Source organism: Paracoccus chinensis, assembly GCF_900102885.1.
GTDB classification, from domain to species: domain Bacteria; phylum Pseudomonadota; class Alphaproteobacteria; order Rhodobacterales; family Rhodobacteraceae; genus Paracoccus; species Paracoccus chinensis.
This window is the reverse complement of sequence record NZ_FNGE01000009.1, coordinates 129,571-154,947: the sequence shown is the minus strand read 5'-3', so window position 1 is coordinate 154,947 and position 25,377 is coordinate 129,571. Positions and strand designations below refer to the sequence as shown.

General features: G+C 65.9%; 31 protein-coding genes. 4 read left to right on the top strand and 27 right to left on the bottom strand.

The annotated features are described in order from the left end of the window. Nucleotides 1-51: 51 nt before the first annotated feature. The 3 genes from BLQ03_RS19005 to BLQ03_RS11305 all read right to left on the bottom strand — a co-directional run bounded on the left by BLQ03_RS19005 (nucleotide 52) and on the right by BLQ03_RS11305 (nucleotide 1,700). Entirely contained in the window at nucleotides 52-177 is a 126-nt protein-coding gene (locus BLQ03_RS19005; protein ID WP_281201001.1) for a hypothetical protein, read from the bottom strand. A gap of 279 nt (nucleotides 178-456) precedes the next feature. After that, a complete protein-coding gene (locus tag BLQ03_RS11310; RefSeq protein ID WP_090756096.1) occupies nucleotides 457-1,074 on the bottom strand; it encodes a hypothetical protein in 618 nt (205 codons plus the stop codon). Next, entirely contained in the window at nucleotides 1,071-1,700 is a 630-nt protein-coding gene (locus BLQ03_RS11305; RefSeq protein WP_217629708.1) for a DNA-processing protein DprA, read from the bottom strand. Before BLQ03_RS11305 ends, BLQ03_RS11310 begins: the two co-directional genes overlap by 4 nt. A 635-nt stretch (nucleotides 1,701-2,335) precedes the next feature. On the opposite strand from BLQ03_RS11305, the gene BLQ03_RS11300 reads away from it, so the two are divergent. After that, nucleotides 2,336-2,977: a CAP domain-containing protein gene (locus BLQ03_RS11300; RefSeq protein WP_342672015.1), complete on the top strand. Its 642-nt coding sequence runs from the start codon at nucleotides 2,336-2,338 to the stop codon at nucleotides 2,975-2,977. A 413-nt stretch (nucleotides 2,978-3,390) separates the two neighbouring features. Here BLQ03_RS11300 and BLQ03_RS18345 read toward each other — a convergent pair whose 3' ends face one another. The 4 genes from BLQ03_RS18345 to BLQ03_RS11285 all read right to left on the bottom strand — a co-directional run bounded on the left by BLQ03_RS18345 (nucleotide 3,391) and on the right by BLQ03_RS11285 (nucleotide 5,601). Continuing rightward, nucleotides 3,391-3,546: a hypothetical protein gene (locus BLQ03_RS18345; protein ID WP_175558848.1), complete on the bottom strand. Its 156-nt coding sequence runs from the start codon at nucleotides 3,544-3,546 to the stop codon at nucleotides 3,391-3,393. After that, nucleotides 3,533-4,360 (bottom strand): hypothetical protein, encoded by an 828-nt coding sequence (locus BLQ03_RS11295; RefSeq protein WP_090756090.1) that lies wholly within the window; start codon nucleotides 4,358-4,360, stop codon nucleotides 3,533-3,535. The genes BLQ03_RS18345 and BLQ03_RS11295 overlap by 14 nt, the downstream gene beginning before the upstream one ends. Nucleotides 4,361-4,433: 73 nt before the next feature. Continuing rightward, a complete protein-coding gene (locus BLQ03_RS11290) occupies nucleotides 4,434-4,997 on the bottom strand; it encodes a hypothetical protein (RefSeq protein WP_090756087.1) in 564 nt (187 codons plus the stop codon). 1 nt (nucleotide 4,998) lies between these two features. Next, on the bottom strand, nucleotides 4,999-5,601 hold the full coding sequence (locus BLQ03_RS11285; RefSeq protein ID WP_139166718.1) for a peptidoglycan recognition protein family protein: 603 nt from the start codon (nucleotides 5,599-5,601) through the stop codon (nucleotides 4,999-5,001). Nucleotides 5,602-6,223: 622 nt separating this feature from the next. On the opposite strand from BLQ03_RS11285, the gene BLQ03_RS19000 reads away from it, so the two are divergent. Then, a complete protein-coding gene (locus BLQ03_RS19000; protein WP_090756084.1) occupies nucleotides 6,224-6,352 on the top strand; it encodes a hypothetical protein in 129 nt (42 codons plus the stop codon). A gap of 74 nt (nucleotides 6,353-6,426) precedes the next feature. On the opposite strand, the gene BLQ03_RS11275 is transcribed toward BLQ03_RS19000, so the two are convergent. The 8 genes from BLQ03_RS11275 to BLQ03_RS11240 all read right to left on the bottom strand — a co-directional run bounded on the left by BLQ03_RS11275 (nucleotide 6,427) and on the right by BLQ03_RS11240 (nucleotide 14,254). Next, the gene (locus BLQ03_RS11275; RefSeq protein WP_090756081.1) at nucleotides 6,427-6,915 is read right to left on the bottom strand and encodes a hypothetical protein; all 489 of its coding nucleotides are present in this window, start codon (nucleotides 6,913-6,915) and stop codon (nucleotides 6,427-6,429) included. Beyond that, complete coding sequence (locus BLQ03_RS11270; RefSeq protein ID WP_090756078.1) at nucleotides 6,912-7,211, bottom strand: hypothetical protein; 300 nt, start codon at nucleotides 7,209-7,211, stop codon at nucleotides 6,912-6,914. The genes BLQ03_RS11275 and BLQ03_RS11270 overlap by 4 nt, the downstream gene beginning before the upstream one ends. Nucleotides 7,212-7,318: 107 nt before the next feature. Continuing rightward, nucleotides 7,319-7,558, bottom strand: coding sequence for a hypothetical protein (locus tag BLQ03_RS11265; protein ID WP_090756076.1), 240 nt, complete (start codon nucleotides 7,556-7,558; stop codon nucleotides 7,319-7,321). 1 nt (nucleotide 7,559) lies between these two features. Beyond that, on the bottom strand, nucleotides 7,560-8,240 hold the full coding sequence (locus tag BLQ03_RS11260; protein WP_090756074.1) for a hypothetical protein: 681 nt from the start codon (nucleotides 8,238-8,240) through the stop codon (nucleotides 7,560-7,562). Between the two features lie 3 nt (nucleotides 8,241-8,243). Then, nucleotides 8,244-8,531, bottom strand: a complete 288-nt coding sequence (locus BLQ03_RS11255) for a hypothetical protein (protein WP_090756071.1) — start codon at nucleotides 8,529-8,531, stop codon at nucleotides 8,244-8,246. After that, on the bottom strand, nucleotides 8,531-13,096 hold the full coding sequence (locus BLQ03_RS11250; RefSeq protein WP_139166716.1) for a hypothetical protein: 4,566 nt from the start codon (nucleotides 13,094-13,096) through the stop codon (nucleotides 8,531-8,533). The genes BLQ03_RS11255 and BLQ03_RS11250 overlap by 1 nt, the downstream gene beginning before the upstream one ends. A 94-nt stretch (nucleotides 13,097-13,190) precedes the next feature. Continuing rightward, entirely contained in the window at nucleotides 13,191-13,595 is a 405-nt protein-coding gene (locus tag BLQ03_RS11245) for a DUF6950 family protein (protein ID WP_090756066.1), read from the bottom strand. Beyond that, nucleotides 13,592-14,254 (bottom strand): hypothetical protein, encoded by a 663-nt coding sequence (locus BLQ03_RS11240; RefSeq protein WP_090756063.1) that lies wholly within the window; start codon nucleotides 14,252-14,254, stop codon nucleotides 13,592-13,594. The genes BLQ03_RS11245 and BLQ03_RS11240 overlap by 4 nt, the downstream gene beginning before the upstream one ends. Before the next feature lie 87 nt (nucleotides 14,255-14,341). Between BLQ03_RS11240 and BLQ03_RS11235 the strand changes: the two genes are divergently transcribed. Continuing rightward, a complete protein-coding gene (locus BLQ03_RS11235) occupies nucleotides 14,342-14,581 on the top strand; it encodes a hypothetical protein (RefSeq protein ID WP_139166713.1) in 240 nt (79 codons plus the stop codon). Nucleotides 14,582-14,602: 21 nt separating this feature from the next. On the opposite strand, the gene BLQ03_RS11230 is transcribed toward BLQ03_RS11235, so the two are convergent. Both BLQ03_RS11230 and BLQ03_RS11225 read right to left on the bottom strand, forming a co-directional pair. Then, entirely contained in the window at nucleotides 14,603-15,223 is a 621-nt protein-coding gene (locus tag BLQ03_RS11230; RefSeq protein WP_090756057.1) for a hypothetical protein, read from the bottom strand. 3 nt (nucleotides 15,224-15,226) lie between these two features. After that, nucleotides 15,227-17,578 carry a lysozyme family protein gene (locus BLQ03_RS11225; RefSeq protein ID WP_090756054.1) on the bottom strand — a complete coding sequence of 784 codons (2,352 nt, stop codon included), beginning with the start codon at nucleotides 17,576-17,578 and terminating at the stop codon, nucleotides 15,227-15,229. Nucleotides 17,579-17,651: 73 nt separating this feature from the next. On the opposite strand from BLQ03_RS11225, the gene BLQ03_RS11220 reads away from it, so the two are divergent. After that, nucleotides 17,652-17,897, top strand: coding sequence for a hypothetical protein (locus BLQ03_RS11220; protein WP_139166711.1), 246 nt, complete (start codon nucleotides 17,652-17,654; stop codon nucleotides 17,895-17,897). Here BLQ03_RS11220 and BLQ03_RS17955 read toward each other — a convergent pair. The 10 genes from BLQ03_RS17955 to BLQ03_RS11180 all read right to left on the bottom strand — a co-directional run bounded on the left by BLQ03_RS17955 (nucleotide 17,894) and on the right by BLQ03_RS11180 (nucleotide 25,316). Beyond that, on the bottom strand, nucleotides 17,894-18,052 hold the full coding sequence (locus BLQ03_RS17955; protein ID WP_175558841.1) for a DUF7697 family protein: 159 nt from the start codon (nucleotides 18,050-18,052) through the stop codon (nucleotides 17,894-17,896). The two genes, BLQ03_RS11220 and BLQ03_RS17955, sit on opposite strands and share 4 nt — an antisense overlap. Before the next feature lie 62 nt (nucleotides 18,053-18,114). Then, on the bottom strand, nucleotides 18,115-18,552 hold the full coding sequence (locus tag BLQ03_RS11215; protein WP_090756048.1) for a hypothetical protein: 438 nt from the start codon (nucleotides 18,550-18,552) through the stop codon (nucleotides 18,115-18,117). Next, nucleotides 18,552-19,493 carry a phage tail tube protein gene (locus BLQ03_RS11210; protein ID WP_090756045.1) on the bottom strand — a complete coding sequence of 314 codons (942 nt, stop codon included), beginning with the start codon at nucleotides 19,491-19,493 and terminating at the stop codon, nucleotides 18,552-18,554. Before BLQ03_RS11210 ends, BLQ03_RS11215 begins: the two co-directional genes overlap by 1 nt. Nucleotides 19,494-19,509: 16 nt before the next feature. Continuing rightward, nucleotides 19,510-19,941, bottom strand: coding sequence for an acyl-CoA transferase (locus tag BLQ03_RS11205; protein WP_090756042.1), 432 nt, complete (start codon nucleotides 19,939-19,941; stop codon nucleotides 19,510-19,512). Nucleotides 19,942-19,944: 3 nt separating this feature from the next. Beyond that, nucleotides 19,945-20,601 (bottom strand): DUF6441 family protein, encoded by a 657-nt coding sequence (locus tag BLQ03_RS11200; protein ID WP_090756040.1) that lies wholly within the window; start codon nucleotides 20,599-20,601, stop codon nucleotides 19,945-19,947. Continuing rightward, a complete protein-coding gene (locus tag BLQ03_RS11195) occupies nucleotides 20,598-20,924 on the bottom strand; it encodes a head-tail joining protein (RefSeq protein ID WP_090756037.1) in 327 nt (108 codons plus the stop codon). Before BLQ03_RS11195 ends, BLQ03_RS11200 begins: the two co-directional genes overlap by 4 nt. After that, nucleotides 20,924-21,259, bottom strand: a complete 336-nt coding sequence (locus BLQ03_RS11190) for a DUF2190 family protein (protein ID WP_090756035.1) — start codon at nucleotides 21,257-21,259, stop codon at nucleotides 20,924-20,926. Before BLQ03_RS11190 ends, BLQ03_RS11195 begins: the two co-directional genes overlap by 1 nt. A gap of 60 nt (nucleotides 21,260-21,319) precedes the next feature. Then, nucleotides 21,320-23,404: a prohead protease/major capsid protein fusion protein gene (locus BLQ03_RS11185; protein ID WP_090756032.1), complete on the bottom strand. Its 2,085-nt coding sequence runs from the start codon at nucleotides 23,402-23,404 to the stop codon at nucleotides 21,320-21,322. A 20-nt stretch (nucleotides 23,405-23,424) separates the two neighbouring features. Next, complete coding sequence (locus BLQ03_RS17950; RefSeq protein ID WP_217629707.1) at nucleotides 23,425-23,892, bottom strand: MerR family transcriptional regulator; 468 nt, start codon at nucleotides 23,890-23,892, stop codon at nucleotides 23,425-23,427. Next, nucleotides 23,889-25,316: a phage portal protein gene (locus BLQ03_RS11180; RefSeq protein WP_245688845.1), complete on the bottom strand. Its 1,428-nt coding sequence runs from the start codon at nucleotides 25,314-25,316 to the stop codon at nucleotides 23,889-23,891. Before BLQ03_RS11180 ends, BLQ03_RS17950 begins: the two co-directional genes overlap by 4 nt. Nucleotides 25,317-25,377 lie beyond the last annotated feature (61 nt).

The window sequence follows — 25,377 nt, the reverse complement described above, 5'->3', positions numbered from 1 at the left end:
GCTGGTCGGGGCGAGAGGATTCGAACCTCCGGCCTACGGTACCCAAAAGCGTTACGGATCGTTGATCTTCTTTGCATTTTTTGCAAACAGCCCGGCAATCTGCCGTAACCAGATCAATGGGTTACGAGCAATCTGCAAACCGGATTTCGGGCCATCCAGCGCTTCGACGGCGGCCATCAAGAGCCGGAACGGCGGCCAGCCCAGAGGGTGGCAGGATCGTTTGCCACGGTCATGCTCTTCGCCCCTCGCCGGCCGCAGGCAGTACAGCGGGCGCGGGGCAGCAGTTGGTCCCGATGCTGCCAGGGCTCATCCGACAGCTTCACCGTCGCATGATGCCCGCAGTAGCAATAGAAGGTTACCCATGGGTGAGGCTGCGAATTCATGCGCGCAGAAGATCAATGTGCAATGATTGGAGCGATCTGCCAGCAGCAGAAGCACCCATCCGGCGCTCGCAAACTAAAGATCGATTTCTTCGTGAATTGGGGCGAGAATGTCCGCTGGCCTCACCCCCATGGTGCGGGCAAAGCATATCGCACCGACAGGTGTGATGCCTCGAGCCCGGATAATACGCGCCGCTGCGCGGATGTGCCCTCCACTTGTCATCACATCATCTACCAGAATGGCCCTGTGGATGCCGGGTGGAGGAAGGAACCGCAGCTTTGGTTGAAGAACGGCAGAGTTTCTCGGTCCGCCGCCACCAGCCGCCTTGGGCATCAACTCTGACCAGTGGAACGGCATGGCGACCGGGATCTTGCACCCTGCGTCTACAATCGCTTGGACGAAACGCGCAGCCTTGGGATCCTGACCGAAATCGATGCAGCCAGAACTTGGCAACACGAAGATCGCAGTTCCGGCGGGCTGCACTTCAAGGCACTTGACGATCTTCCACCCAAAGAAGTCGAGGATCGGCTTCGTATTCTGCCCTGATATGCGATGCAGTTTGCCCCGGATCCTGATGTCGGCATAGCCATTAAAATCAGCACCTTTCAGCGCCATTGTGGCGTTGTAGGCTTTCCAGTCGGCCTTGTCGCGACCCGGGTAGCTGGGGTAGCCAATAAAGCTCAGAAACTTCATACGGCTCCGCCATAGACCGCAGAGATCAGGCCGCCGGTAGACTCCAGAATGTGGGTCCGGTCGTGGCCGGCGAACTTCCGCGGCCAGTCGACCTGCGGATCGTCCAACATGTTCTTGGCAATCCCCAACCATCGGCCCAAGCGCTGGCACTCGGCCGCCTGGTGCAGGCTGCCAGAAGTGTTCGACGCCTCGATAATGACGCTCGCGTCCGAGACAGCCGCCATCGTGCGATTGCGTGCGGGGAAGTTGGCCGGGAACACTCGCGACCCCGGCGCAAACTGAGAAACGAGGAGGTGCTCGCGATAGATCGACTCTTGAAGGCGCTTGTTGGCCGCCGGGTATGCCTGCTCCAAAGGCGTACCGATGACGGCCGCTACTTGCCCTCCGGCTTCGATCGCACCCATCAGCGCACATGTGTCGATGCCAGCAGCAAGGCCACTTACAACCGTTACCCCTTGCCGCGCCAGCTCGCGGCCCAATCGTGCAGCACGGCGGCATCCCTCAGCCGAGGCGTTACGAGCGCCGATTACGGCTATGGCTCGCCTCTCGAGAACCGACACATCTCCGGCCATATAGAGCCGCACGCCCTGAAGTTCAGACTCTCGATCCTCGTCGATCTTGAGCAAGCTGAATTGCTTCGGCTCGCTAGGCGCGCGGCCGATCCGCCGCAGCAGGTCACCTAAGGTGGTAGCCTGTATGTCCGACGGCGGCAAATATCCTGCGCCCCGCGCCCGAGGGCGCGTTGCCTCAGTTTCTGCTCTGTGGACCGCATGTGCCATGACGCATTTTAGTCATGGCAGTTACGAACTGGCCAGAGATTCTGCCCGTGATGCTGCGACATTAGTGATCCTATGGCATCACTTCGGGGGCGCTTCCCGCACCGGGATCCTGATCCGCACCTTCAAGTCCAGGCGGGGAAAATGCCTCGCCCGTCAGGGCAGGACTCTTGCGGACCGGCTCTGGGACCAACCAGACGGGGGCGACCGAAGTCACCCCCTCACACTGGTAAAACGCCAAGGTGGCGAACTGGTTAACGAAGGCTCGTCTACCGCACATGCGAGTCAGCCGACAGTTGTAGAAAAAGGCAGGCCGGAAAGATGGAACCAAATGCGGGCCGCGAAAAGTAGATCAGCGCGGGCGGGCTGACGAGAAAGGCCCCACGCAAGCGCGCCGGGGCCTAGTGCTCGAGAGGCTAGTTTTTGGTTATCGCTCTCCCGTACACGCATAAGGCGAGCTTGGCGAGCGAATTGTGCAGATCAAGATGTCCGCTCTGCCGAGCATTCATGTTGCGCGTGATGCAACCTTAACTTGTGTGAAGGCATCCGTTATACGGCCGGAGATCTCATCGCAGGAGACTTTCACGATGATTCCCGTGACAGGCGCACGACTCTATCCGGTTCTCGTGATCCTGCTTGGAACCGCTGCGTGCACTGCCCCGCCCGCCGGCGAGAATGCCAGTGCCCATGATGTGCAAGCGTCTGCTCCTGGTGCCGCCCAGTGCGCCAGCCCCGGTCCTGCTGAGCAGGCGGCTGGCGTTCGGGCAACAAACGCGGCTCGCGCCTCCGCCGGGCTGGCGCCGGTCCGGGCCAACTCCACGCTGGCACGCGCAGCCGCAGCCCATGCCTGTGACATGGCCCAACGCGGACGCATGACGCACACAGGCACTTCCACCTCAGGCCCGGCGCAACGCATCAAGAGCCTAGGCTATGCGCCAAGTGTCACCGCAGAGAATATCGCGGCTGGACCTTATAACGCTGAGCAGGCCCTGGCAGCCTGGACTGCATCGAGCGGGCATCTGAGCAACATTCTTGTTCCTCAGCTGCGAGATGTCGGCATCGGTCACGCAATCGGATCGGACGGCCGGACAGTCTACTGGGCCGCAGTCTACGCTGCTCCACGCTGAAGGCAGAGCGGCTTATGATCGGCGATCCGCCTCATAGCTTTCGCCTGAACAAAAGGACATATTCACCGAGAGCGAGCGCGGGACTACCCTGAAGGCATGTAAGAGGTAGTTCCAATGTTCCGATTTCCCCTGTGTGCCGTTGTTTCCGCAATTTTCCTCTCCGCCTGCGCTCATGATCCGAATCCGTGCGCCTACGGTTGCATCAGCACTATGGTTGAGTGGGAAGAGGGTTACGGACCTGCATCTGCAAAGTAGGGCTAGGGGGCATTCCCGCTGCAGTTAAGAAGGCCAGCCAAAGTGCGTAACCAAATTGGCTGGCCTGACCACAGCGAATCACGTGTGAAAACCCGCTGCAGCTGAGAAAACGCTACTCGCCTACAAGGCGAGTCGTCAAGCGATGAGCAGCAGGGCTGTCAAGAAGGCGAGACCTCCCGCAGCGCCAGCCCGATCCGCACCATCAGATCCAGCATCTGCTCGCGGGGGACCATCAGCACTGTCTTGCCGTCCAGCGTCACGGTCAGCGCCTCGGCCGTGATCCCGATGCAGGCGACCGGATCACGCTGGCACATGGCAGCGCCATCCATTCGGCCAGACCGGCCCCGGCTCGAAGGCCATGTCGAGCCAGGGCATCCAGGTCGCGCAGGCGAGCGGCACGCCCGAGGCGTCGATCTCCTCCAGGACGTGATTCCACCATTCGGCACGGGACCGGATATGTGGAAACCGCGCTTCGCAGCCCGCGTGCCCATCGTGCCAGGACGTTTCGGTCAGGCCGATCCGGTGATCCGGGTAGCGGTCGGCAGCGCAGCGCAGGATGTCGCGCAGAGGGGCGGCTGCGGCGACGGCGTGGTAGTTGCAGCCCACCACCTCGATCGCAGGCCCGAAGGCGCGCACCAGCTCGTCGGTCGTGCGCCAGACCTCGGGCCCGCAGTGATGCGCCGGGTCACAGGTCCACCACTGAGCATAGGGGTTTGCCGATCCGGCAGCATCCATCATCTCGATCGCCATGCGCAGCGCATGGTCGGCCGTCCAGCCGCTGACCGCCTGCCCCACCGACGGCTCGTTGACCGCGATGAAGCGGTCGAACGGCCCTGCCCCTTCGACGGCCGCGGCGGCATGGCGCACCGGGTCGCGCGGATGGTCCCAGTGGGTCAGGGACCAGCAGATGACCGCGCCCGGCGCAGCCCGCCGCGCAGCAGATCTCCGCGCCGCCACATCGAACCGCTCGGGCAGCACGTCGCGGAAGCCTGCCGCGCCCTGATCGAGCGCGGCGCGGTAGTGGGCAGCCATGTCGGTCTCGGGCGTGTGACGGGTCTGGGTGACGGTGCAGTGCCCGTTCCAGTGCAGCCACGCGCCCTCGAAGCCGGCGAACAGCGGCGCCCTCATAGCGGCCACAGCCCCCAAGCCGCACCTGCCTTGATGCCGGCAGCCCACCAGGCGCAGGCGATCACAACCGGGTTCACGACGGCACCTGCGGAGCGCGCCAGCTGTCCTTTGCAGGTTCGGCCTCGACGACTTCGCTGATCAGGACGCCGCCTTGCAGCTGCAGGCCAAAGCGCGCGGCCAGGGCTTTCAGCACGGCATCACCCTGAGCCGTGGCACGTTCAAGGCCATAGTGCGCCATCGCCTCGGGAACGGACTTCCGCCCGTGCTCGCGCAGCTCGTCCACGAGATCGCGCCCGATCGCCGCCGCATCCCCGACCGTGGGCCAACGACCTGCGGCGATCAGCTCGGCCACCTTGGACATGATGGCGGAATGCAGGTCGCGCTGACGCTTGCTGTCGATCCAGGCGCGGATGAACTCCGGCAGCAGGGCGACGACGCTGCGGATGGCGAAGGAGAGGAAGATGCCGACACCCGCCAGCACGGTCGCGATCAGCTGGGGCAGGAACTGCGCCCAGGCCTCAGCCGCGGTCTCCGGCGGCGGCAGTGGCTCCTGAGCCACCGCGACCGTCAGCATGAGGGCGAAGAACAGCATGGTCAGCATCACCAGAACGGCGATGGATTGGAAACGAAGGGTCATCTTATGCCTCCTTGGGGGCTTCGAGGGCGGCCACGCGGGCCTTGAGCGCGGCCACATCGGCCACGAGGTCTTCGAGGGTGGTTCCCTCATCGGGGGCGGTCGGCACCTGCGGCACCGGTGCCAGCTCGGCCAGCACGCGCGCGCGGAGCATGTCGCCGACCGCCACCGGCGCGCCCGGTCCGGACATGCCCGGCAACCAGGTCACGTCCCATTTTCCGCGCTGGGTGATCCCGAGCGTCGGCTGCACCTCGGCATGGGTCAGGACCGTCTTGCGAGAGACCGGGATGTTGTACTGGCGGCACAGCTCGGCGCAGAGCGCGGCCATGGCGTCCACCTGCGCGGGGGTGATGGGATAGCGACCGGCGCTGAAGGGGCGCTCGACGGCCCCGGCCATCGCGGCGAAGGCCACGCCGATCGAGCCGGTGTTGCAGTTCAGCGTGTGCGCGGCATAGCGGCCGCTGACCAGCGGGCCGCGGTTGGCCTCGGGCGGGTGGATCCCGGCGTGCACGTCGCCGTCGTCATCGACGATGTAGTGGTAGTGCTGGCGATCGAGCGCGCTGACGGTGTGCCCGCCCGCCGACCAGTGGATGATGATCCGCTTCATGGGTTCCTCGCATGAAAAAGCCCGCCGGCAGAACAGCGGGCGGGCGGGTTGGCATGGGTGAAGTGTCGCTTGGGTCAGCGGAGGGCGGCAGTCCGAGCCGCTGCGTCAGCGGCAGGAACGTCTCGGCCCCACTTCAACTGGCAATTGATTTTCCGTAGGCACCGTCTGCTTGCTTGAAGGAGACTACCGTGCCGCTAGACCGCCCCCTCAAACCCGGGGAACGTATCGTTATTAACGCCTTGCCAGAAGGTTACATTTACCACGTCGAGACTTGCGACGGCCGAATCCTGACCAAGGATCTGAAACCGCGGAGCTTCGAAGAGACCGTCGCTCTGATCCAGGCTGGCAGCTGCCTAGTCTGAAGATCACCCCTCTGCCGGGTCGAACAACTCGCTGCAGTAGGGCCCGAACGAGCCGCGGCTCCCCCATTCGGTCAGCACGACGAAGCGGGTGCAGGCGCGCCAGGATCGGACGGGCGAAAAGTTGATTGATGATCCGTAACAAGAACTGTTGCATATCCGTACCACAACAGACCCAGCGGTGAGGAGGTGTGGAACTTTTCCCGAGAACCCCTACAAGTAAAGGGCGAGTTCGAGACAAACGATATACGGCAGGGTTGAAGATGATCCGGACGATTACGGTAGGCAGTTGCATTTCTATCCAGGGCAAGTTCGAGCGCGATCTGGATGATGGCCGGATTATCGTCCGGGTTGGCGAGAAGACCTACGCTGGGACGCCCGTCACGCCCTGACCTCAGCGCAGTACCCGCCCCAAGCGATACTTCGGCGCAAGGCTCTGCATCGCTCGACCTCACCGAGCAGCTGGTCAGCGGCGGTGGTCGGTGCCGATCTTCGGGTCGAACAGCGCGCTGCAGTAGGGCCCGAACGAGCCGCGGCTGCCCCAAGCGGTGAGCACGACAAAGCGGGTGCAGGCGCGCCAGGGCGTCTCGGGGATGGGGCAGGCGTGATCGAAGAACGCCGCGGCCGACCAGGTGCGGACGGACCTCCCCTCCCAGCCGTCCTCGCGGTGCGATCCGCAGAGTCGAGCGCCCTCCTGATCCTCGATCCAGATCAGCCGCTCACCCGACACGGGCGAGTGCGCCTCGACGATGTCACGGATCAGAAGCGTGGGGCCCTCATAGGCCGGCTGCTCGATCGCCAGGGCCGCGCTGATCCACGGCCGTTCGCGGATGTGCCGGTCCCACACGCCCGGCCCCCAGAAGGCCACGGCAAGCGCCAAAAGCAGCCAAAAGCTGTCCCGGTCGGTCCATCGCCGCAGCGTGGCACGCAGGTGGATCAGGTCATCGCGCATCATTTGCCCCCTCCTCCGCCACCCAGGCGGCGCAAGATGATCTCGCGGATGACCGCACGGTCAGCCACGATCGAAGTCAGGACGTCGAGCCCGAGGTAGCCCAAGGCCGTCAGCAGGACGGCCGCCATCGCCTCGCTGCCGCCGGCCCACTGGGCGGCTGCCGGCGCGAGCGAAAAGCCCAGGCCGCCCGAGATGCCGGCCTCGGCCATGCGCATCCAGAGGTGCTTGCTCTCGCTCTTGCGAAACACGTAGAGGGCGGCCGCAACCAGCCCGACCCAGAACTCGGGCGGTCGATCCATGAAATGGCTCCGTTCAATTCGAGGCACGCCCCGATCCTGGTTGGCCAGCACGATCGAACTCGTCGGCCAGCAGCGGAAGCGGCAAGGGTGCGCCGATGCCCCTGGAACTATCCCAAGGATGCCGAGGCGCTGATCTGGATGCGCGTTGCCGCATGCATGGTGGGGGCACAGGCGGGACAGAAGCAAAGGGGCGTCTGCCGCTGCTCGGCGAGGGAAATGTCGAGCCACAGCTGGCCGGTCATCCAACCCTCGACCACAACCCCATTCGCAGTGTCCGTGGCATTAGTGAGGCCACAGCGGTCGCAGACGCAGATGGTCTGGCCGCCCGGCTTGTCGAGGTAGATCATGTCAGGCTCCGTCGAAGAAAAGGATCGATTGCGGCGACACCGTCCAGGAGGCGGTCGGAGTCGAGCCGCCCACGTCCTCCCGGCTGATGGCGGCATGGATGAAGGACACCTGCGTCGCGCTGTCGCGCCGCAGGCCCCCGACATAACGATAGGCATAAGACGCGGTCGGGCTGCGCGGCTGGCGTTCCGCGCCGTAGCTCACCGGACTGAGGATCATCCAGCGTTCGCGGGCGGTCACGGCCGCGGTGCCGATCGTGCGCTCGTCGCCCATGGTCGACCCGCCATTTGCGCCCGCAAAGGACAGGATGCGGCTGACCGGCGCAAGGGAGCGGGCGGTCGAGTAGCACAGCTCCCTGGCGGCATTGAACACCTCGAAGCCATAGCCACTCGAGGGCGGGGCATTCCGCGCGAAGGTCGTGATCTCGCGGAAGGTGAGCGTCTGCCGGTTCGAGTAGAACATCAGCGGCCCGCCGAAGATCTTGTCCCCATCGTCCAGCCGCACCGCCAGCAGGCTCGTGGGATCGTTCCGAGGCGGGATAAATCTGTAGTAGCTGGGCTTGTTCGCCGCGCTCGTCTGGAACGTCTGGCTCGCATTGAACTCGCGCAGGACGTAGAGGCCCGAATAATCGGCGTCGATCACCACCTCGTTCTTCCCGTTTCGGATCATGATGCCGAAGGCCATGGCTCACCCGATCCGAAACACAGTGAGGTCGAAGTCCGAGGACGCCACGTCGCTGAAATAGGACGGGGCAGACCATTGGACCGCGCCGTCCACGACGCTGACCGTGATCTGCGGGGGCATCTTTCCATCGTTGGGGATGCCCACCACGATCGCGTTTGCGAGGAAGCCCGCGCCGAAGCTGGTGCTGCCCGCCGCCACGGTCCTGCGAGATCGATGAACCATGCGGAGGACCGACAGGCTGGTCACGTCCATCGTCCCGTTGATGGTGGGCACCTGCAGACCATAGGCCATCAGAGCTCCCCGATCCTGACCCGGAGGGTGTTGCTGGCGTCGTAGACCAAGATCATGTTGGAGCGGATCTCGAGCCGCTCGCCCGAGGTGGCGGTTCGCATCGTGCCGAGGGTTGCGGTGATCGCCGACAGAGAGTCGACGTTGATCTTCTTGGCCGTGACGGAGCCGTCCACCAGAAGCTTGCCAGCGTTCATCTTCCTGACGACCGGGGCGGAGAGGTAGACGTTCGCGTTCGTCACCGCCGGGTCGTTGTGGACGTAGAAGCGGAAGCGCGCCTTATTCGCCGCCGCATGGGTGACGGTCACTTCCCCCTCGACTGGCGTGTAGGACGACTCGTCGATCACATCCGCGAAGGACAGCGTCTGGACCGCATTGTCGTCCTTGTCATAGACAAGCACCTGCCCCAGCGCGCGGAACTTCTCGCCACCACCTCGCAGGAACTGCGCGGAGCACTTGAGCCTGTCGCCCGTCTCGACCGGGAAAAAGTCGCGGGGATAGGCAACGCTGCTGGTCCCGACCGTGTCGAGCATTTGGGATCGTGTGAACACGACCCGCCCGAGCGACCGATAGGCGGTCGAGTTCGACGGCGCGATGCTGACGCCCACGGACGTCGCCCAAGCCGCCGGGTCAACTATCTGGTTGTCAGGAACAAGGTTCGACCAGTCGGAGATCAGAAGGTGCCGGGTCGATACCGAGCCATCCAGCAGGATATGGCTCGCCTCCATCTTCGCCACCGACACGGATCCCGCGGAGCCATCGGCGGCGATCAGCTCCAACAGCGACACCTGACCGCCGGCCTTGGCCTTGATCAGGTAGCCCGCTGACGCGGCGTTCTGGAGCCCGACCAGGGCTGTCCCCTGCGCCGCGACCGTCGCCTCGGTCCCGCCCATGCGCGCCACCAGTGTGTCGCGCATCGAGGCAATCGCCTCGGTGGTCGAGGCACTGGTCATGTAGTCCCGGCTCAGCTTGGCCTCGACCTCGGCCATGACCTCGCCGCGGCCCATTTCCTCTTCGGAGGCGAGGCGGACGTTTACCCGGTGAAACTTGATGTCCTTGTTTCGCGCAGGACCGATGGTTTCATGGTCGTAGTTGGCGAAAACATAGAGATCCATGTAGTTCAGGTTCAGCGCGTTGAAGGCCGGCCGCTTGAACACGGCGCGCGCGACCATCGGGCGACCGGCGATCACGGTGCCCGTCGTCATGTCGATGAGCTTCTTGCGAACCGTGAAGTTGTCGGTGTTGGGGGTGCAATTCCACGACAACCAGACGCCCGACCCGGAGACACCCCCGGAGAGCAGGGTATATTCGACTTCGATCACATAGCCGAGCGCGCCCGTCTGGCCCTTCCAGAGATCGGGCGCATCGCTGCTGACCAGCCGTATCCCGTCCGACTCCGTGCCGGTGGTGGTGAACTGCCACGTCATCCCGGTCGGATATTGTTCGTTCGGCAGCGTGTTGAGGGTGGCCGCTCCTCCCCAGCGCGTCCAGCCGGGGTGGCTCAGCAGGCTGTCCGACAGGACAGAGAAGCCGCGCGAGCTGATCCGCGCCGACAGTTCCGAATAGGACTGCGCCCCGGCGCGCGCCGTCTCGGCATCCTGCTTCGCCACGACAGCATCGCCCCGCGCCACTTCCGCCGCAGCCTTGGCGGTGTTGGCGTCGACCTTGGAGCGATCGGCTGCGGCCGCGCTCTGCCCCGCCGCATCCGCGCTTGCCGCCGCCTCGCTCGCCTTTGTGACCGCCGCTCCCGCGCTCAGTCCGGCCGCCTCCGCCTCGCGCCGGGCCGCGTCCGCTTGGGTCAGGTCATCGACACGGATCACGTAGACGCGGAAGTTCGAGCCTGCGACACCCGCCACGTTCACGACGCCGAAGCGGATGCTGGCGGCCTCGGTCCAGTTGGCAACCGATCCCACGACATGCGTGACAAGGCCGCCAGCGGTGCTGCCGACCACCGCCGTCAGCGTCCTGGTCTCACCTGCCGCGAAGGCGATCGGCAGGAACGTGGTGCCATTGACCTCTGTCCCGTCTGCCCGGAGCCAGTGGCCGACAAGCTGCAAGGTCATCGCGTGGGAGGCTTTGACCCGCACCGTCACCCGGTAGACATTCCCGAGCACCGAGGGGACCGTCTGGCGAAGCCGGACGCCGTTGGAGGCGTCCGGGCTTTCGCGCTGGAGGTAGGGCCCGCCGCTGTCAGACCCGTAGGCCGCATCGGCGAAGGGAGTAACCGCACCCGGCAAGCCCGAGCCGCTGGCGGTGAACGCCCGCGTCGCAGGGCTCGGCACGACCGAGAGCAGCGCAGTGGTGTTCACAAGCGCCTGCTGAACGCCACTCAGGGCCGTCGCGCTGACCGTCGCCGAGGATGCCGCCGCACTGGCCGAGCCGGCCGCACTCGTCTCGGATGCCGCTGCCTGCGTGGCGCTGGTGCTGGCCTTGCCCGCCTGCGTCTCAGCCGCCGTGGCCGAAGCCGCGGCCGCCGCCGACTTCTGGCCCGCCTCATCCGCCTTGGCCGAGGCCGTCTCGGCCGAGCCCGCCGCCGCTCGGGCGGCGCCATCCGCCACGTCCCGCGCGGCCAGGGCCGCATCCCGCGCCCCCTCGGCGGCACCGCGCGCCACCTGCGCCTGCCCGGAGGCCTCGATCGCGGTCTCAAAGTCCACCGCCAGATCCTGCCGGACCTGCCGGCCAACCTCGTCGGCATGCGCGGACGCCGCGGCGGCGGCTTCCTCAGCCGCAATCGCCTGCTCCTTCGCCACCCGGACGCCCTCGAGGGCCGCCTCCACCTGTTCCTTCACGCTCGGAACAAGATCATTCCAGCCGAAGCGGATATCGAGCGTCGTAACAAAGGTGGTGACGGATTCGGTCATCCGCCCAGGGAGCACGAGATCAGCCGTCACGCTGTAGGTCGTCGCGGGTTTCAGACCGGCCGATTGCGTGACCTCGCCAACCGCCAGGTTGGAGGTCGTGCCGCTGTTGACGATCGTGCCCGCCTCTTCCGAGCCATCGGCCAGCCGGATAGTCCACGACAAGGCGCGCGCATTGAGCTCCGGGTTCCAGACCATGCGGATGCCCGGCCTGCCGCCCGCGTCGACCGGCTGGACGGCCCAGCCCGAGATGCCGTGGATGACCGGCGCGACCAGCCGGCTGCTGGGGATCGTGGGCAGCACGCCATCCCGTGCCGCGTCGTCGTCGTAGTCACTCGGATCGCGCTCGATCTTGGTGACGGCAACACACAGCGACAGCGGATCCACACGGAGAGCCGAAATCTTGAACAGCTTGGCCGTGTAGAAGTTTTCCCCGCTTGCCCACGCGATGTGGTCGCACAGCCGCAGACCTAGCGCATCAGGCGGCAGCGGGTTGACGTGGGTTCGCATCCGGCGGTGGTCGGCCAGCATCTCGCCCATAAGGGCGCGGACCTGCTGGGGATACGGGACCGCCGGGAAGTCTACCTCCGCGATCAGGCGGCGCCCGCCGTCGGCAGCCTCATATTGCGCGTTGTAGATCGGGACCGCTTCCTTGGCTTCCCATTGCTGGGCCGGGTCGGGGTAGCTGGCGTGGATGGCGTTGATCGTCTCGTCCAGACCTGGATACGGCTTCAGGCTGCGGCTGTCCGTGACAATGATGTCGTCGTCGGTGATCGACAGGACCGGCCCGCCCGGCTCGCCCGCCGCCAGAAGCCACGTGCCGCCCATGTCGGCCACGTCGCCGCCCATGGCCTTGACGAACTCCATCAGCGCCTGATGCGGCTCGTCCGAGACGCTGACCTCAAGCCCCGCCTGATAGCGCGGGCGCATCGTCCCGTCCGATCGCGGCACCTGCTGATCGCAGAGGTTCATGGCCGCGATAACAGACGGCAGGTGGAACTTGCGCGTCCCGACGCCCCACGTCCCGCCGCCCGGCATGTCGACGCCACGAAGGACGTTGTAGGCCATCACCGCCGCGGTGCGTGTGAACTTCCAGGTGGCCTCGTTGGCCGGGTCCTGCGTGGCATCGCGCGGGTCATAGAGCGGGTGGCCGTCCACCTCGAACTTGATGGCCGGGAAGCCGTTGTAATCCCCGTCCTGCGCCTTCCCCTTGAACGTGACGACGGCATAGGCAACGCCCGTACCGATCATGTCGGCTGTCCACGGGCGCTCGGGATAGGTGCCGAACACACGGCGCAGGTAGGCGTCGGCCTCTGTCTGCCCGCCATGATGCAAGCGGATATATATCTTGTTGCGAAGGCTCTCCTGCCCGCTGTCGAGAACTGTGGCGCCCATCGTGTCGCCATGCAGCGAAGCAGCCGGGCTGCCATCGATGGTCAGCGCCTTGCCGTCCACGAAGATGCGGCCCAAGCCAGTGATTGGCTTGTCGGCCAAGCTGATGACATAGACCAGCCACTCGTTCGGGTTGCCGTCCGACTGATAGACCATCATCGGCGCGACCATTTGACCCGCCGTGGCATAGCGGCCGAAGATCAGCCGCTGCGGGATCGTCCCGCCGGCCGTGGTCGTCTGCGTCGTGATGCCGGGTGTGCTGACTTCGGGCTTGCCCCGGATGGCCGTCGCCAGCGCCGACAGGGCGATGCTGGACACGGTGTTGACGAGGAACGACGCAACTGCGCTGGAGGCCGCAAAGGTGCTGACCGCCGAGAACGTGGCGGTTATGGCAGCTGGAACAAAAGGCATCTTACACCCGGAAAGCGCGCACGGCGTCCGTCAGCGGCACCACGCCCCGGCCACCCGGCGCGCGCACCTCGATATGCGCCCCCACCACTACGCCGAGCGCAGGGCCTTCGGGGCTGTCCACCACGGCGATATCGCCAAACGTGGCATAGAGCGGTTCAATCTCGGTCAGGAGCGAGGCGGTATAGGCGACGTGATCGTCATGCCCGAGCCGCTTGAGGGTACGCAGGGCGCCCGCCATCGTCTTGTATTTGCCCGCGACGGCGGTATGCGGGTTCTCGCCGGTCATGGCCTCGATGGCGCCCCCTGCCAGAGCGCCGCAGTCCTGCTGACCGAACTGGAACTGCTTGTCGCCCTGCTCGGCCAGGAACTGGCGGAGGCGTGGCTTCCAGTCATCCAGCCGCTTCATCGCGCCGCCCTCACTGCCCCGGCAATGCCGCTGCCATTCCGAATGTTGTTCTTCTCGCGGGCGCGGTGCGGGTTGTCCGTGTCGCCCATCCAGACCACCTTCACCTCGCCAGCCACATCCGCGTATTGCCGGAAGCGGTCGTTCGGGTTCCGCAGCCGCTGGCTTGCGTCCGATTGCTTGAGCGACAGCGCGCGGGTCAGGTGCCGCGCATCGCTGACCATTTCCACGTCGCACGTCACGGTGCTGTTGCCCGCGTCGTCCAGCGGACCTTCGTTGATCTCCAGCCGGTCCAGCACGCCGACGAAGGCTTCCTCGACCGTGGCTGGCTGGCCGTTGTCGCCCAGCATCACCAGATGGATTTGCGCCTTGGCCTGCCGCGTCTCGTAGCCCCGCAGCGTTGTGCGGACCTCGGGCGTCAGCGGCCCCAGAGACGCCCGCTGGACCTGCACCACGGCCCCCAGCTGGTAGGTCAGCGGCTCGATGCTCAGTGCGGCCCCAGCGCCGTAGTAGGTGCGCGTCTGGCCGTCCACGACGATGCTCACCGCGTCGTCGCCCGTCCAGAAACCCGCCGGAGCCGGTGCGCCGGTCGCATAGTCGCGGGCCTCGATCCAGATAGCCCAAGCGTGCCGCAGATCGCGGCGGGTCTTGGCTGTGAGCATGGGGGAACCTCATGGAAAAGGCCGGGGATGGACTCGCACCCCCGGCCGCTCTCACCATCGCGTTTGCACAACCGACGGGAGAATCATGTGAGCAACATTCTCGAAGATGAGCGTCCGCCCACTCATCAGTATATGGCCGAAGACGTGACGCTCGGGCTGCACTCCGGTGAGAGCGGAACCTTCGTCACTTTCCGGTTCAAGGCAGGGGGTGCCGAGCCTGAGTTTATTTGCGAGATCCCGTCACAGGACCACGAAGGACTCCTCGCCATACAGGCGCTGCTGGAACGCCTGCTGCAGACGATGGGACAGTCGACACCCTCACACTGACTGAGCCGCTCCACGAATACATCAGGGGTTCTCCCGCAGCATTTGGATCCACTCGAAGCTGATGCCCTCGTGCCAGATGCCCCGCGATTGCCCCATGTTGAGGGTGCCGGGCACCATCACGGCGCGACACCGGACGCTGCCAATCTGGACTGGAGTGTTCGCGGTCCAGCCAGCGCGGATCGGCGGCACGACCTCGACGCCGTTGCGGGCACCCGTGCCGCTCAGCGCCCCGCCTACAACGATCCGATGCAGGGCAATGCGGTTGGCATAGCCGAAAGCGATGTAGTCGCCATCGTTCAGCGTGCCGTTTGCAGGCCCGCCGCTGATGTTGACCGTTCCATTCGCCTGCACGGTTGCCAGCGTGGCGCTGATGGCCCCCGCACGGCGATAGTCGCGGATCGTGAAGTAAGCTCCCTTGCCCCGCAGGACATGAAGCCGTGCCTCAAGTGCCCCGACCTGATCGTTGCGCACGCGACCCAGCACCAGCTTGCCGTGCCATAGACGCGAGGCCCCGCCCGCACGGATCACCTCGCCACCCGCCGTACGGTTCTGCACCTGCAGGCCTTCCTCAAGGTCGAAGGTCTGCTCAACCACGCGGAACGGCGTCAGCCACGCCTCAAGGTCCACCGGAAAGGTCGACATCCGTCAGCCTCGCTTCAGCGGATCGCGGTTGATGGTCGTCAGGCGCGAAGGCATGGCGCGGTCAGCCTGCCGCAGCCCCGCCGCAACCCGCTGGTCGGTGAATGCCATGAGGTTGCCGTTGCGGGGGTCCACGCCGACGTTGACCTGCACGGCCTGCTGCGTGACGGCGCTGGCAGCTCGCGTGATCCAGTTCTGCGGGCGAACATCCGTGAGGCCAGCTCCAGTCAGCGCATTGGCGAGCGGGTCTCCGCCGCCAAACGCAGCGCCCAGCAAACCGTCAATCAGGCCATCGAAGCCCAGCATCGCCCGCTGCATCAGCATGTCCGCGATCATGTTGCGGAAGGCATCCGCCACAGACTCGGTGCCGTCGATCACCGACTGGAAGGCCGACCTGAAGCCCTGCTTCAGATCGTCCTGGAACTTGCGCATGGTATCGGCGGCCCTCTTGGCCGCGTCCTCGGCAGCCTTGAAGCGGCCTTCCTGAGCCGCCTGCTCTTGGGCGCTAGCAGCCAGCGAGGCGGCGGTTTCCTTGATCGCCTGCCCGTAGGTCTTTTCAGACCCCGCGATCTGCTCGGTAAGGTCAATGCCCTTGGCGCGCGCCTGCTGGGTCAGCGTCATCTCAGTCCGCAGCCGCACCTGCTCATAGACGGACTGGCCGGTGACTTGGGCTTCAAGCGCAGCCGCGTTCGCCTGATCCTGAAGCGCCACCATGAAGTCGGCGCGCAGGTCCAAGCCCCGCTGGAGTTCGTCGTTTTCCTTCTTGCGCGCGGCTTCAACAGCGGGGTCAACGCCGACGCTCTTGACGCCGAGCGCGCCCGTGATTGCGGCGAGGCTAACGTTCTTCGTCTTGAAACTCTGCCACTGGTTATCCCACGCAGACTTGGTGCCGATCTGTGCGGTCTGACGCACCAGTTCCATCGCCATGCGATCCTGCATCTGCTCGTCGAACAGTTCGTCGCCGGTGAGGCCCATTGTTTTCATAAGGCCGCGCATCGTCTTGCCGACGATCTGGTAACGACCCAGGGCGCTAGACCCGCCCCCGGGATAAAGAGCGCGGTTCTCTGGTGTCCGCATACGTTCACCAAGCGCCAATACATCATCCAGCGTCATGTTGACGAGATTGACAGGACCGCCTGTCCAGCGACCGTAATCCAACGTCTCGTTGTAGCCCCGCCCCTTGTCAGTGCCCTCAGCCCAGCCGATCAGGTCGAGGATGCCCTTGCTGGCCGATCCGAACTCGCCGGATGCCTTGTCGCGGAAGCCCTGGAACCAGCCGCCGACCTGATCCAGCACCCCACCGGCGCCGGGCAGCATCGAGTCCAGCGTCCCGCGCAGCCGCTCCAGCGTCGTGATGCCGGTTTCAAAGCTCAGGGTCATCTCGCGCGTGGCGGTCGTGACCGCCTCGACGTTCTGCCGCGCCAGATCAGCCGCCTTGCTGGCCGCATCCCACAGTCCGTCCTCGCCGCCGAATTTCTCGGCCGCCTTGTCGGCTGATCCGGCTACTTCCAGCATGACTTCCTGCAGGTTAGCAGCCGCACTCAGGGCTTCCTCGCCCTCACTCGCAGTCGCCACCTGCCGAAGTGCCTGCGCCAGCGCACGGGCCTGCTCAGCCGACAGGCGGTATTGCACCTGAAGCCGCGTCAGGGTCGCCTGATACTCGCTCTGCTTGGTCGCCGACCGGCCATCGGTCAGCCAGTCGAACATGCCCGGCTGCTGTGGCCCCTGAACGCCGCCCTCGAAGGAGCCTTGGGAAAGGCCAAGCGCCTTCATGGCGTCGGCCATCTTCCGAGCCACATCCGCGCGGGAGAAGGCGAGTTGCGCGCGGTTCAGGCGCTCAACCTCATCAGCGCTGTTGCCGTATGCCTTCTGCATGTCGGCCAGCGACATTTGCGAAGCCTTCGCGCTGTGCGCCAACGCCTGGATGGCTTGGTCGGCCGCGCTCAGCTTGTCCTTCATGATCTCCGCATCGCGACCCGCCCCGAGGAATGCCGGGGCAAGCATCAGCAGCGCACCCGAGACAGCACCCGCTGCGATGCCGACAGGGCCAAACCCCAGCGCGAGGTCGGGAAGCTGGATGGCGAATGCCTGCATCCACTGGCCGGTAGCAGCGCCTTGCTGCGCCACCTGCGACAGCTGCATGGTGGTCATGCGCATACCGTCAACGGCACCGGCCATCTTCCCGCCAGCGTCGTTGGCCGCGTCACCCACGCCCTTCAGACGACGGCTGGCGCTGTCCGCAGAAACGCCAACGCCCGTGAATGCCGCCTGCCCCGTCTTGCCGATCTCGGACAACTCGGCGCGGACTTGCCCCCCACCGGTTGCAACAAGGCGGACATTGACGTTCTTCTCGGCCATGACGTCTCGCTTTCTCTTGCCGCGACAATCAGCGCGGAATGCGGAACGAAGGATTCCACAGGTGGAGGTTCAGATGCGCGGATTGGTCTTGGTGGTGGCGCTGGCAGGGTGCGGGGCAAGTTCGCAGGTGATCGAAAACACCGGGCGCACCGTCGTCCTGACAGGCGGGCCGGGTGGCGTCTCGACCATCGCGCAGGCGGGCGAATACCTGTTTCCGGAGGCCGAACGCATCTGCCGCCAGAACGGATATTCGGGCGCGGAAATGGCCGGCACGGGGCCGTCCTACGTCGTCAGCTACACCTTCCGATGCACTGACTAATCTTCCCGCTGCCGCTCGCTCAGCGCCTTCACAAGCTGGGCCTCGATAGGCGGAACCCACTCAGCCACGACCAAGGGATTAATCCCCAAGGCGTCCGCCATTGCCAAGGCTGCGCCCATGTCGAGGCCCGTCACGGCGCCGGGTGACACGCGCATCTGCCCGTGCATCCGGTTAACCAGATCCCAGACCTGCACGCCTTCGACGGTCTGGGGTTCGTTCAGGCGGCCGGGGCAGTCGTCGCAGACGCCTTCGCAGGCTCCGCAGTATTCCCCGCCCCCGCCCAACTCCCACTCGGCAAGGGCACAGAGACGTTTTTTTCCGCACTCATCACGACAAAGGTGGACAGCACCTTGGCCGACCACGCGATCCAGACTTCCCACACGTCCAGCAGAAGTCCGACGTTCTCGGGCGTGACCGGCGCGGGCTTGTCGTCCGCATCCACCACGCCTTCCCATTCCAGGATCGCGACCTGAGCCAGCGCCTTGCCGATGGCGACCTCGATCTCACCGTCGTTGCTGGTCAGGACCGCTTCACGAACGGCGGCATCCTTGCGGGCGGCCAGCATCAGCGCCGAGGTGACAGGCGCCACCTTGACGCGGACGCCCGGCAACAGATCGAACCACGCAGGTTCACGGTGGGGATTGAGTCGGATCATCAGTAGGTTGCCCGCTGGTTCTTGAGGACGATGGTCGCCATGTTGCCCGTGCCCGAGGACGGCAGGGACGCCTGCCAGTCAAACGTGGCCTGCACGCCTCCGGGGCCATCGATGCTGATCCGGGGACGCGGCAGCCAGACGGCGTGAGCCGTCAGCGTCAGCGACTTGTTGGTGTTGATCGTATAGCTGAACTCCAGCGTGGACGACGTGCCGCTGATGGCCTGATCCAGCAGTGCCGTATCCGAAAAACGGGCGGTAATGGAGCCGGTCAGGCTGGCAATGCCGGGGTCGATGCCGTCGATCAGGCCGTCTGCGCGGATCGTCTCCACGCGATCCAGCCCGTTGGCATAGCGGATGTCGGCCGAGACAATGTTCGCCAGCGCGTTGCCGCCCTGCTTGACCGCCCCCTGGAAAGCGCCGAAGCGCTCCAGCGTGACCGCAGACGGGGTGCCCGCCGCCGTGGCATTGGCTTTCGCCTCAGCCTGTGCGACCAGCCCGACCTCTGCCGTCACCAGCCCCGACCGGGCCATGCTCCAGCCGAGCGTGTCAACCATGCAGCCCTTGTACATGGCAAAATGCGGAACCTCGGGAAGCCCGACCTCGATGGACATACTGGGCAGCGACGAGGCGCCCGTCTTGAAGGTATGGGTGAAGTTGGTCGTGCCCGAAGTCGTCGGCGCCCCGAAAGCGCCCTTGAGCCAGATGCCGAATGCCTCCAGGTCGATGGGGACCGTTACCGATCCGTCCGCCGTCACGGCGTCCAGCACGGGCGCCAGCGGATCACGGCCGTAGCCCAGAAGCTCGCTGCTCAGCAGGGGCTGTTCCGACCCCAGAGCCGCACGGGCGAAAGGCATCTTGGTATAGCTCGACGCAGGCGCGGTGCCATAGGTGGTCTCGAAAGCGGCGGCAAGCTGCGCCCGCGCCCCGGTAGCTCGTGCCATTGCGGCCTCCGTAAGATCAGGCCAGCGGCCCAGTGGTGATGTAGTTCAGCTCGACCGGCACGATGGCGGCGATAATCCCCGCCGTGCCCTCAAGGGCCAGATCGCTCGTGATGGGCGCTTCCGGCTCGACCCACAGGCATGTCCCGCCCAAGGTCCGATCAGCCTCCAGCGCCTCGCCCAGAGCCAGCAGCACGCTGTCCAGCGCGTCGGTCGGCTCGACACTCAACGGCGGCTGCAAGATCACCTCGATCTCGGCCCGGTGCCGGTATTCATAGATCAGCGGCGACATGGTGACTTCCGGCTCGCCCGGCTCCCCGTCCCGCAGCGTCAGCAGGCCGCCCACAGGAACCCGTGTTGGCAGGTCCCCGCCCCGGCGCACCTCAGGCCCCGCGACCGCCTGCAATGTCGCCAGCAAGGCGTCCAGCACCTGTTCACGCTTGCTCGGCATGGATCACCTCGGCCAATGGCGGACGATGGCCTCCGGCAGCCTTTGCGCCAGCCGGTCGGCCTTGTTCATCAGGTCCAGCCGCTTGCGCAGCTTGGCTTGCGGAACCAGGAAGAAGATCACGCTGGTGAAGGTGCCCTTGCTGTAGGCACCTTTCTTGGTTAGCCGGCCCCGGTTCAGTCTGCCGGTCTTGCCCATGCGAACATCGGCCACGAGCAGCCTGCCCCCGTTCGGCCGGACGACTACCTGAAGCTGAATGCCAGTCCGCTGCTGCCATAGCGCAGGGGTCAGCTTCTGCCGTCCAAGCCGGACAGCGCGGGCCTCCTCGGTGGGGATCGCCAGCCACCCACGGCCACCCGAACGGATCACGGACCCAGTCTCGTGCCCCGCAACAATCGTTGCCGCCCCCGCGCCGGGGCTCCTGCCGGGCCGGGCATAGATAAGCGCGGCCGCTCCCAGCGAGGGCTCGCCTTCAGGGTACACATTCGCCCGGATGGCATTGGACAGCCGCTGCCCCAGCGCTCGGCGCACGTCGTCACGCCAAGCCGTCTTGATCTTGCTCGAGGTGGCCCGAATGCCGCGCGTGACGGCGAGCTCGGCCAGCACCACCTGATGCGCCATTTCCTCGGACAGCGGCGTGTCCGTCGTGACCTCGATCTTCACGGCTGCGGCGGAACTTGCCGCAGGTCCAGCGTCCAGACCAGCCGTTCGCGGTCGCGCATCGGCTCGGACTGGACCACGAACCATTCGGCCCCGATGATCAAGAGATCGCCGGGCGCAATAGTTGGGGCATCGGCAACCATCACGTCCACGACGGTCTGATCCGAGACCAGCGATGCGTCGCCGAAGCCCGACAATGCATCCGGCGATTTCCGGATCGCGCGCAGGGCCACGTCGTGAGACACTCCCCGCGCGCGCCAGGTCGCCGGCACGGTCATGTTCCGATCACGAAACATAGTGCGCACCGCGCCGGCGAACGCGCTCATCAGAACGAACCGTTGAGCCGGACGCGCCCGGTGGTTTCTCCCGCAGTGCCGCCGACCGGGATGGTGGCCACGCCGATCAGGGTGTTTGTGCCGACCACGTTGGTGGCGACCTTGGCCGTGCTGTCCCAGTAGACCCTCTGGCCCACCGTCCAGGCCTGCGACGCTGCCTTGGGCAGGTCGAACACGCCCGTCAGGTTCAGTTCGACCTCTGCGCCACTCGCGGCATCCCGCGCAGCCACCCCGAACATGGACCCGACCAGCATGCCCTGGCCGGAGGTGACGGCAGCCGGTGCAACGACAGTGATGACGTTGCCGACGGCGATGAAGTTCTTCATGGCGTATCCTTTCGCGCCCGAAATGAGGAGAAGGCCGGACCTGTCAGCCCGGCCGGTTCATCACGCCGGCGCCGCGCCGGTGTTCTTGTAGAGGCCGCGCCAGTCCATCGCGCCGGCGCCGAAGTCGTGGCGGGCCTTCGTCTCCACACCATCCACCTCGAACCCGGCACGGGTCTCGGTGAAGACGCCCTCCTGACCTTCCAGGAAGGCGTAGTCGATGGTGTCCACGCGCGCCGGATCGGCCGCCAGAAACCACGGATGCTGGCCGGAAGCCGGGATCAGACGCGGCTCGACCACGATCTCCAGCCCCGAGTCGGCGTAGATGTTCACGTCCGCCGCGCGGCCCGGGGTGACAGCGGTCAGCAGGCGCCGGGCTTCCATCTCGCGCGGCCCGGGCGGCACGATGATGTATTTCGGCCGGAAGCCGATGCTGCGCCCCTGGCTGTTCTTGCCGGTGGCAAAGGCCTGCATCGCAGCGGTGATGGACGCATCGCTGATGATGGCGGCGCTGCCGATGTTGCCGTGGTCGGCGTGGAACAGCGCCTTGCCGTCCGACATAACGGGGTTGGCCAGCAGGACGCCATAGACGATGTCCGACTCCAGGTCGGCCGCCGCCACGCCAAAGCGCTCCGGCATCCGCCCCAGGGCGTCCATGTCATCGTTCACCAGCAGCTGGCGGGTGAAGGCGATGATCCGGCCATAGGTTGCCAGCGCCATCGTCTCGCCCGCGCCGCTGATGGTGCCATACTGGAACTCGGCCGCCTCGTTGACCTTCAGGAGGTCCGGCGCTTCCCAGCCGCGCAGGCGGGTGACAGCGCGGAAGTCCCGCATGGTGGTGCGGCGCGCCCAGGCGGTGAAGGTCCGCGGGGTTTCCTCGTAGGCCTGCCGCAGCGTGCGGTTCATCACGTTGCCCACGATCAGCGCAAAGTCCGAGGTGGTGTGATAGCCCACGCCCGACCGCGCACTCAGCGCCTGGGTGATGATCTCGTGCGGGTAAAGACCCCGCGCGTCGATGCCCGACCGCTCCAGGCACAGCTTGGCGATCTCCGCCATGCGCATCCCGCGGAACTCGCGGGCGGCATCGTTCAGCTGAGTGCGCGGGTTGATGCGGTGCATGATCGCTTCGCCCACGGCTCCGCGGAACTGCTCGGCCCGCTCGCCAGTGCCGCGGGCCATCGCCGGCGCCTGCTCCTGCTTGCGACCATAGCCATCCGACCGCTCGGTCAGGGCGTCAAACAGCTCGGCGCGGACCTGATCCAGCGTGGCGCCGCGCTCGATGTAGCTTTCCGCCTTGTCGGCCATGCCCGCACGGGCGCACAGGCCCATGATGCCGGCCGAACGCTGCCGTTCGGCGGCCAGCAGCTCCGCACGCTGCTTGTCGGTCAGAGGCGGGGCGCCCTCGGGCGTGCCGGCCGGACGCTCGCGTCCCTTGTCGTCGGTCACGGGCGTTTCCTTCTTGTCGTCGTTGCCGGCCGCGCGGGTGTCGTGCTCCGCGACGGCCTTCGGGTCGTCTTTCATGGTGGTCTCCAGACCTCGGGCCGCGGGGGCGGCGGGAACGTCGTGCCGGGTCACGACGCAGGGAAATGTCTGCGGGGCCGATCCTTTCTCAGACCGGATCACCGCGCCGGCATCGGCGGGCATGGGCACAGCCGAAATCTCGTAGGGCTCCCAGTCGACGGCGCGCCAGATTTCACGCTGGCCGTCGCGCTTCTCGATGTCGTAGCGGTGGACGCGATAGCCCACGCTGACGAACCGGATGCTCTTGTCGAGGATCTTGCGAACCTGCGAAGCCACGTCCTCGGCATCCGTCAGGCGGACGGTCGCATGGCCCTGCCCCCCCACGATACGCACCGATCCCGGCACGACCGAGCCCAGGACACTGCGCAGCGAGTACCCATCGTGGCTGTCGAGGAATGGGCCCCCGGCGTTCAGCCGGTCCAGCCGAACCGCGTTGCCAGAGACGATCAGTTCCTCGTCATATTCGACGCGATCATCCCACCCGTCCCACCGGGCGCGCTGCACCGTGGCGCCCGTGGTCCAGACCACATCAATGGTGCGCTCCTCGGCGTTCGTGGCCTCGATCTGCACCTCGGCGGCACGCGCCATCATCGGCACGGCGATCTGCCGACCGTTCTTGTCTGCCATGTCGGACTCCTGTCAGGTGGTCAGTGCAAGCCTGCCGCGCTTGCGGAATCGCTTTGCGCAACACTTCTTGTCGCCAAGAGATGTTCGGTCCTGCGAAGGCAAACCCGCGCAATCTCTGTCGCATTGACGGCAATCAGTAATGAGGGCTTTTTGGGAAACCCCGCGACAGGACCGGAGAAGGGATAATATTCGTTCTCTTCGCCTTCAGCCGGATACCCGATTATACCAGCCATGACGTCTTCCACTGGGCCTTCAAGCGCCTCGAAATCCACTGCCGTAGTCGCCGCTAGATCCCGAGCTGCCAGCACCCGAACCCCCGCACTCAAAAAAGCCTGCATAAGCCGAAGCCGAAAAGCATCCTCTAGTGTGAATTGCTGCCAGCTACGGCCATTCTTCCGATCAAACGGCAGTTGCCCCCGCCGACGCAGGACGTTGAAGCGTTCGGCGTCCATTCCGACAATTTGCAAAAGCTCGTTTCTCCGCATCATTGCTGACCCGCTCCAGCTGCCGCGGGGCCGGGCGCGTCCGTCTGCTGCGCCTGCCCGCCCTTCGACACCTTCGCAGGGTCGGAATCGTAGATCAGCCCGAGCGCCGCGGCCTTCGCCAGGAACTCGGCCTGCTCGGTCGCTACCGCATCCGGTGAATAGCCCCGCTTGGCGATCATCTGCGGCAGCGAGGCAAAGCCCGCCCGTACCTCCAGCAGGTCAGCCTGCGCATCCTGCAGCGGGTTGACCGACGGGAAGGCGGGCGGATCCCACTCGACCGGCACATGGGGCGTCGGGATGATGCCCACGATGTAGGCCGCCTCGCAGAACCACGACCAGACGCGCTCGCAGGCCATGGGGATGATCGTCTGCCAGCGCAGCACCTCGATCATGCTGCGGAACTCGTTCATGCCGACGCGCGAGCTGCTGAAGTTCACCTGCTTCAGGTCGCCCGTGAGCAGCTCGTACGGCACCCGGTAGCCCGCCGCGATGGCGTGACCCTGCACCGAGTTCCACTCGTAGACGCCAGCGGTCGCTGCCGGCTGGTTGAACTTCACGTCCCGGGCGCCGCTGGCATAGGCCAGCATTCCGGGTTCAAAGCCCTCGACTGGCCGACCATCGACACCCAGCATCCCGGGCTTTGCGCTGGTGGTTTCGGTGTCCTCGCCGATAAGGACGCCCACCATGCAGGCTTCGGTTTTCTTCCGCACCCGCTCGGCCAGCATCCAGTCGTCCAGGTCGCGGATTGCGATCATCGCCGGCGCACCCCACGGCACGCCGCGGCTTTGCGTCCGCTGTCGCTCGAACAGATGCGCCACCTCGCTGGCCGGGATGCGCTTCGACCCCCAGCCGACCATCACCGAGCGGTGGGTGTCGCCGGGGTGCTCCTGGTGCATCCAGTAGGCCACCCGCCGTCCGCCGGCGTCGTACTCGATGCCCTGGTTGATGCGGTCTTGTGGCCCGTAGGAAACCCGCGCCTCGTCCAGGTGCTCGGCCTCGCGGACCTCGAGCTGAAACGGAAGCGGCAGACCCGCAGACGCCGGCCGCCAGCGCCGGATCAGGAACCCGTCACCGCCCTCGAACATCTGCCGGACGACAAGCCCCAGCACCCCATCGAAGTTCGTATGACCGTCGGCATCGCAGACGGCCGCCCACTGCTCCCAGAGGACATTCAGTCGATCGGCCACCCGCTTGTTCTGCCCCTTGGCACGGGGCCGGATCCCGTAGCCGACGCTCGCGTTCACCAGCACCTGCAGCGCCTTTGCCGCATAAGGGTTGTTGCGGGCCAGATCGCGCGACCGTTCCCGCAGCGTCGCCCCGTCCGACGCGATGATCGCATCCGAGGACGCGGCCGTGGTGCGCCAGCCTGCCGTCGCCCGGCTGCCTGACGCGCCTTCATAGGCTCGGGACAGGTTGGCCAGCGACACCCGCGCGGCATATCGCTTCGCCGCGACGCGCGGGGCAACCGCCGCAAGTGCGCGGTCAAAA

Coding starts and splice junctions, on each gene's coding strand:
- BLQ03_RS19005 (WP_281201001.1), bottom strand. CDS start 177: ATGGCCGCCGTCGAAGCGCTGGATGGCCCGAAATCCGGTTTGCAGATT.
- BLQ03_RS11310 (WP_090756096.1), bottom strand. CDS start 1,074: ATGAAGTTTCTGAGCTTTATTGGCTACCCCAGCTACCCGGGTCGCGAC.
- BLQ03_RS11300 (WP_342672015.1), top strand. CDS start 2,336: ATGTCCGCTCTGCCGAGCATTCATGTTGCGCGTGATGCAACCTTAACT.
- BLQ03_RS18345 (WP_175558848.1), bottom strand. CDS start 3,546: ATGTGCCAGCGTGATCCGGTCGCCTGCATCGGGATCACGGCCGAGGCG.
- BLQ03_RS11295 (WP_090756090.1), bottom strand. CDS start 4,360: ATGAGGGCGCCGCTGTTCGCCGGCTTCGAGGGCGCGTGGCTGCACTGG.
- BLQ03_RS11290 (WP_090756087.1), bottom strand. CDS start 4,997: ATGACCCTTCGTTTCCAATCCATCGCCGTTCTGGTGATGCTGACCATG.
- BLQ03_RS11285 (WP_139166718.1), bottom strand. CDS start 5,601: ATGAAGCGGATCATCATCCACTGGTCGGCGGGCGGGCACACCGTCAGC.
- BLQ03_RS19000 (WP_090756084.1), top strand. CDS start 6,224: ATGATCCGGACGATTACGGTAGGCAGTTGCATTTCTATCCAGGGCAAG.
- BLQ03_RS11275 (WP_090756081.1), bottom strand. CDS start 6,915: ATGATGCGCGATGACCTGATCCACCTGCGTGCCACGCTGCGGCGATGG.
- BLQ03_RS11270 (WP_090756078.1), bottom strand. CDS start 7,211: ATGGATCGACCGCCCGAGTTCTGGGTCGGGCTGGTTGCGGCCGCCCTC.
- BLQ03_RS11265 (WP_090756076.1), bottom strand. CDS start 7,558: ATGATCTACCTCGACAAGCCGGGCGGCCAGACCATCTGCGTCTGCGAC.
- BLQ03_RS11260 (WP_090756074.1), bottom strand. CDS start 8,240: ATGGCCTTCGGCATCATGATCCGAAACGGGAAGAACGAGGTGGTGATC.
- BLQ03_RS11255 (WP_090756071.1), bottom strand. CDS start 8,531: ATGGCCTATGGTCTGCAGGTGCCCACCATCAACGGGACGATGGACGTG.
- BLQ03_RS11245 (WP_090756066.1), bottom strand. CDS start 13,595: ATGAAGCGGCTGGATGACTGGAAGCCACGCCTCCGCCAGTTCCTGGCC.
- BLQ03_RS11240 (WP_090756063.1), bottom strand. CDS start 14,254: ATGCTCACAGCCAAGACCCGCCGCGATCTGCGGCACGCTTGGGCTATC.
- BLQ03_RS11230 (WP_090756057.1), bottom strand. CDS start 15,223: ATGTCGACCTTTCCGGTGGACCTTGAGGCGTGGCTGACGCCGTTCCGC.
- BLQ03_RS11225 (WP_090756054.1), bottom strand. CDS start 17,578: ATGGCCGAGAAGAACGTCAATGTCCGCCTTGTTGCAACCGGTGGGGGG.
- BLQ03_RS11220 (WP_139166711.1), top strand. CDS start 17,652: ATGCGCGGATTGGTCTTGGTGGTGGCGCTGGCAGGGTGCGGGGCAAGT.
- BLQ03_RS17955 (WP_175558841.1), bottom strand. CDS start 18,052: ATGCGCGTGTCACCCGGCGCCGTGACGGGCCTCGACATGGGCGCAGCC.
- BLQ03_RS11215 (WP_090756048.1), bottom strand. CDS start 18,552: ATGATCCGACTCAATCCCCACCGTGAACCTGCGTGGTTCGATCTGTTG.
- BLQ03_RS11210 (WP_090756045.1), bottom strand. CDS start 19,493: ATGGCACGAGCTACCGGGGCGCGGGCGCAGCTTGCCGCCGCTTTCGAG.
- BLQ03_RS11205 (WP_090756042.1), bottom strand. CDS start 19,941: ATGCCGAGCAAGCGTGAACAGGTGCTGGACGCCTTGCTGGCGACATTG.
- BLQ03_RS11195 (WP_090756037.1), bottom strand. CDS start 20,924: ATGAGCGCGTTCGCCGGCGCGGTGCGCACTATGTTTCGTGATCGGAAC.
- BLQ03_RS11190 (WP_090756035.1), bottom strand. CDS start 21,259: ATGAAGAACTTCATCGCCGTCGGCAACGTCATCACTGTCGTTGCACCG.
- BLQ03_RS11185 (WP_090756032.1), bottom strand. CDS start 23,404: ATGGCAGACAAGAACGGTCGGCAGATCGCCGTGCCGATGATGGCGCGT.
- BLQ03_RS17950 (WP_217629707.1), bottom strand. CDS start 23,892: ATGATGCGGAGAAACGAGCTTTTGCAAATTGTCGGAATGGACGCCGAA.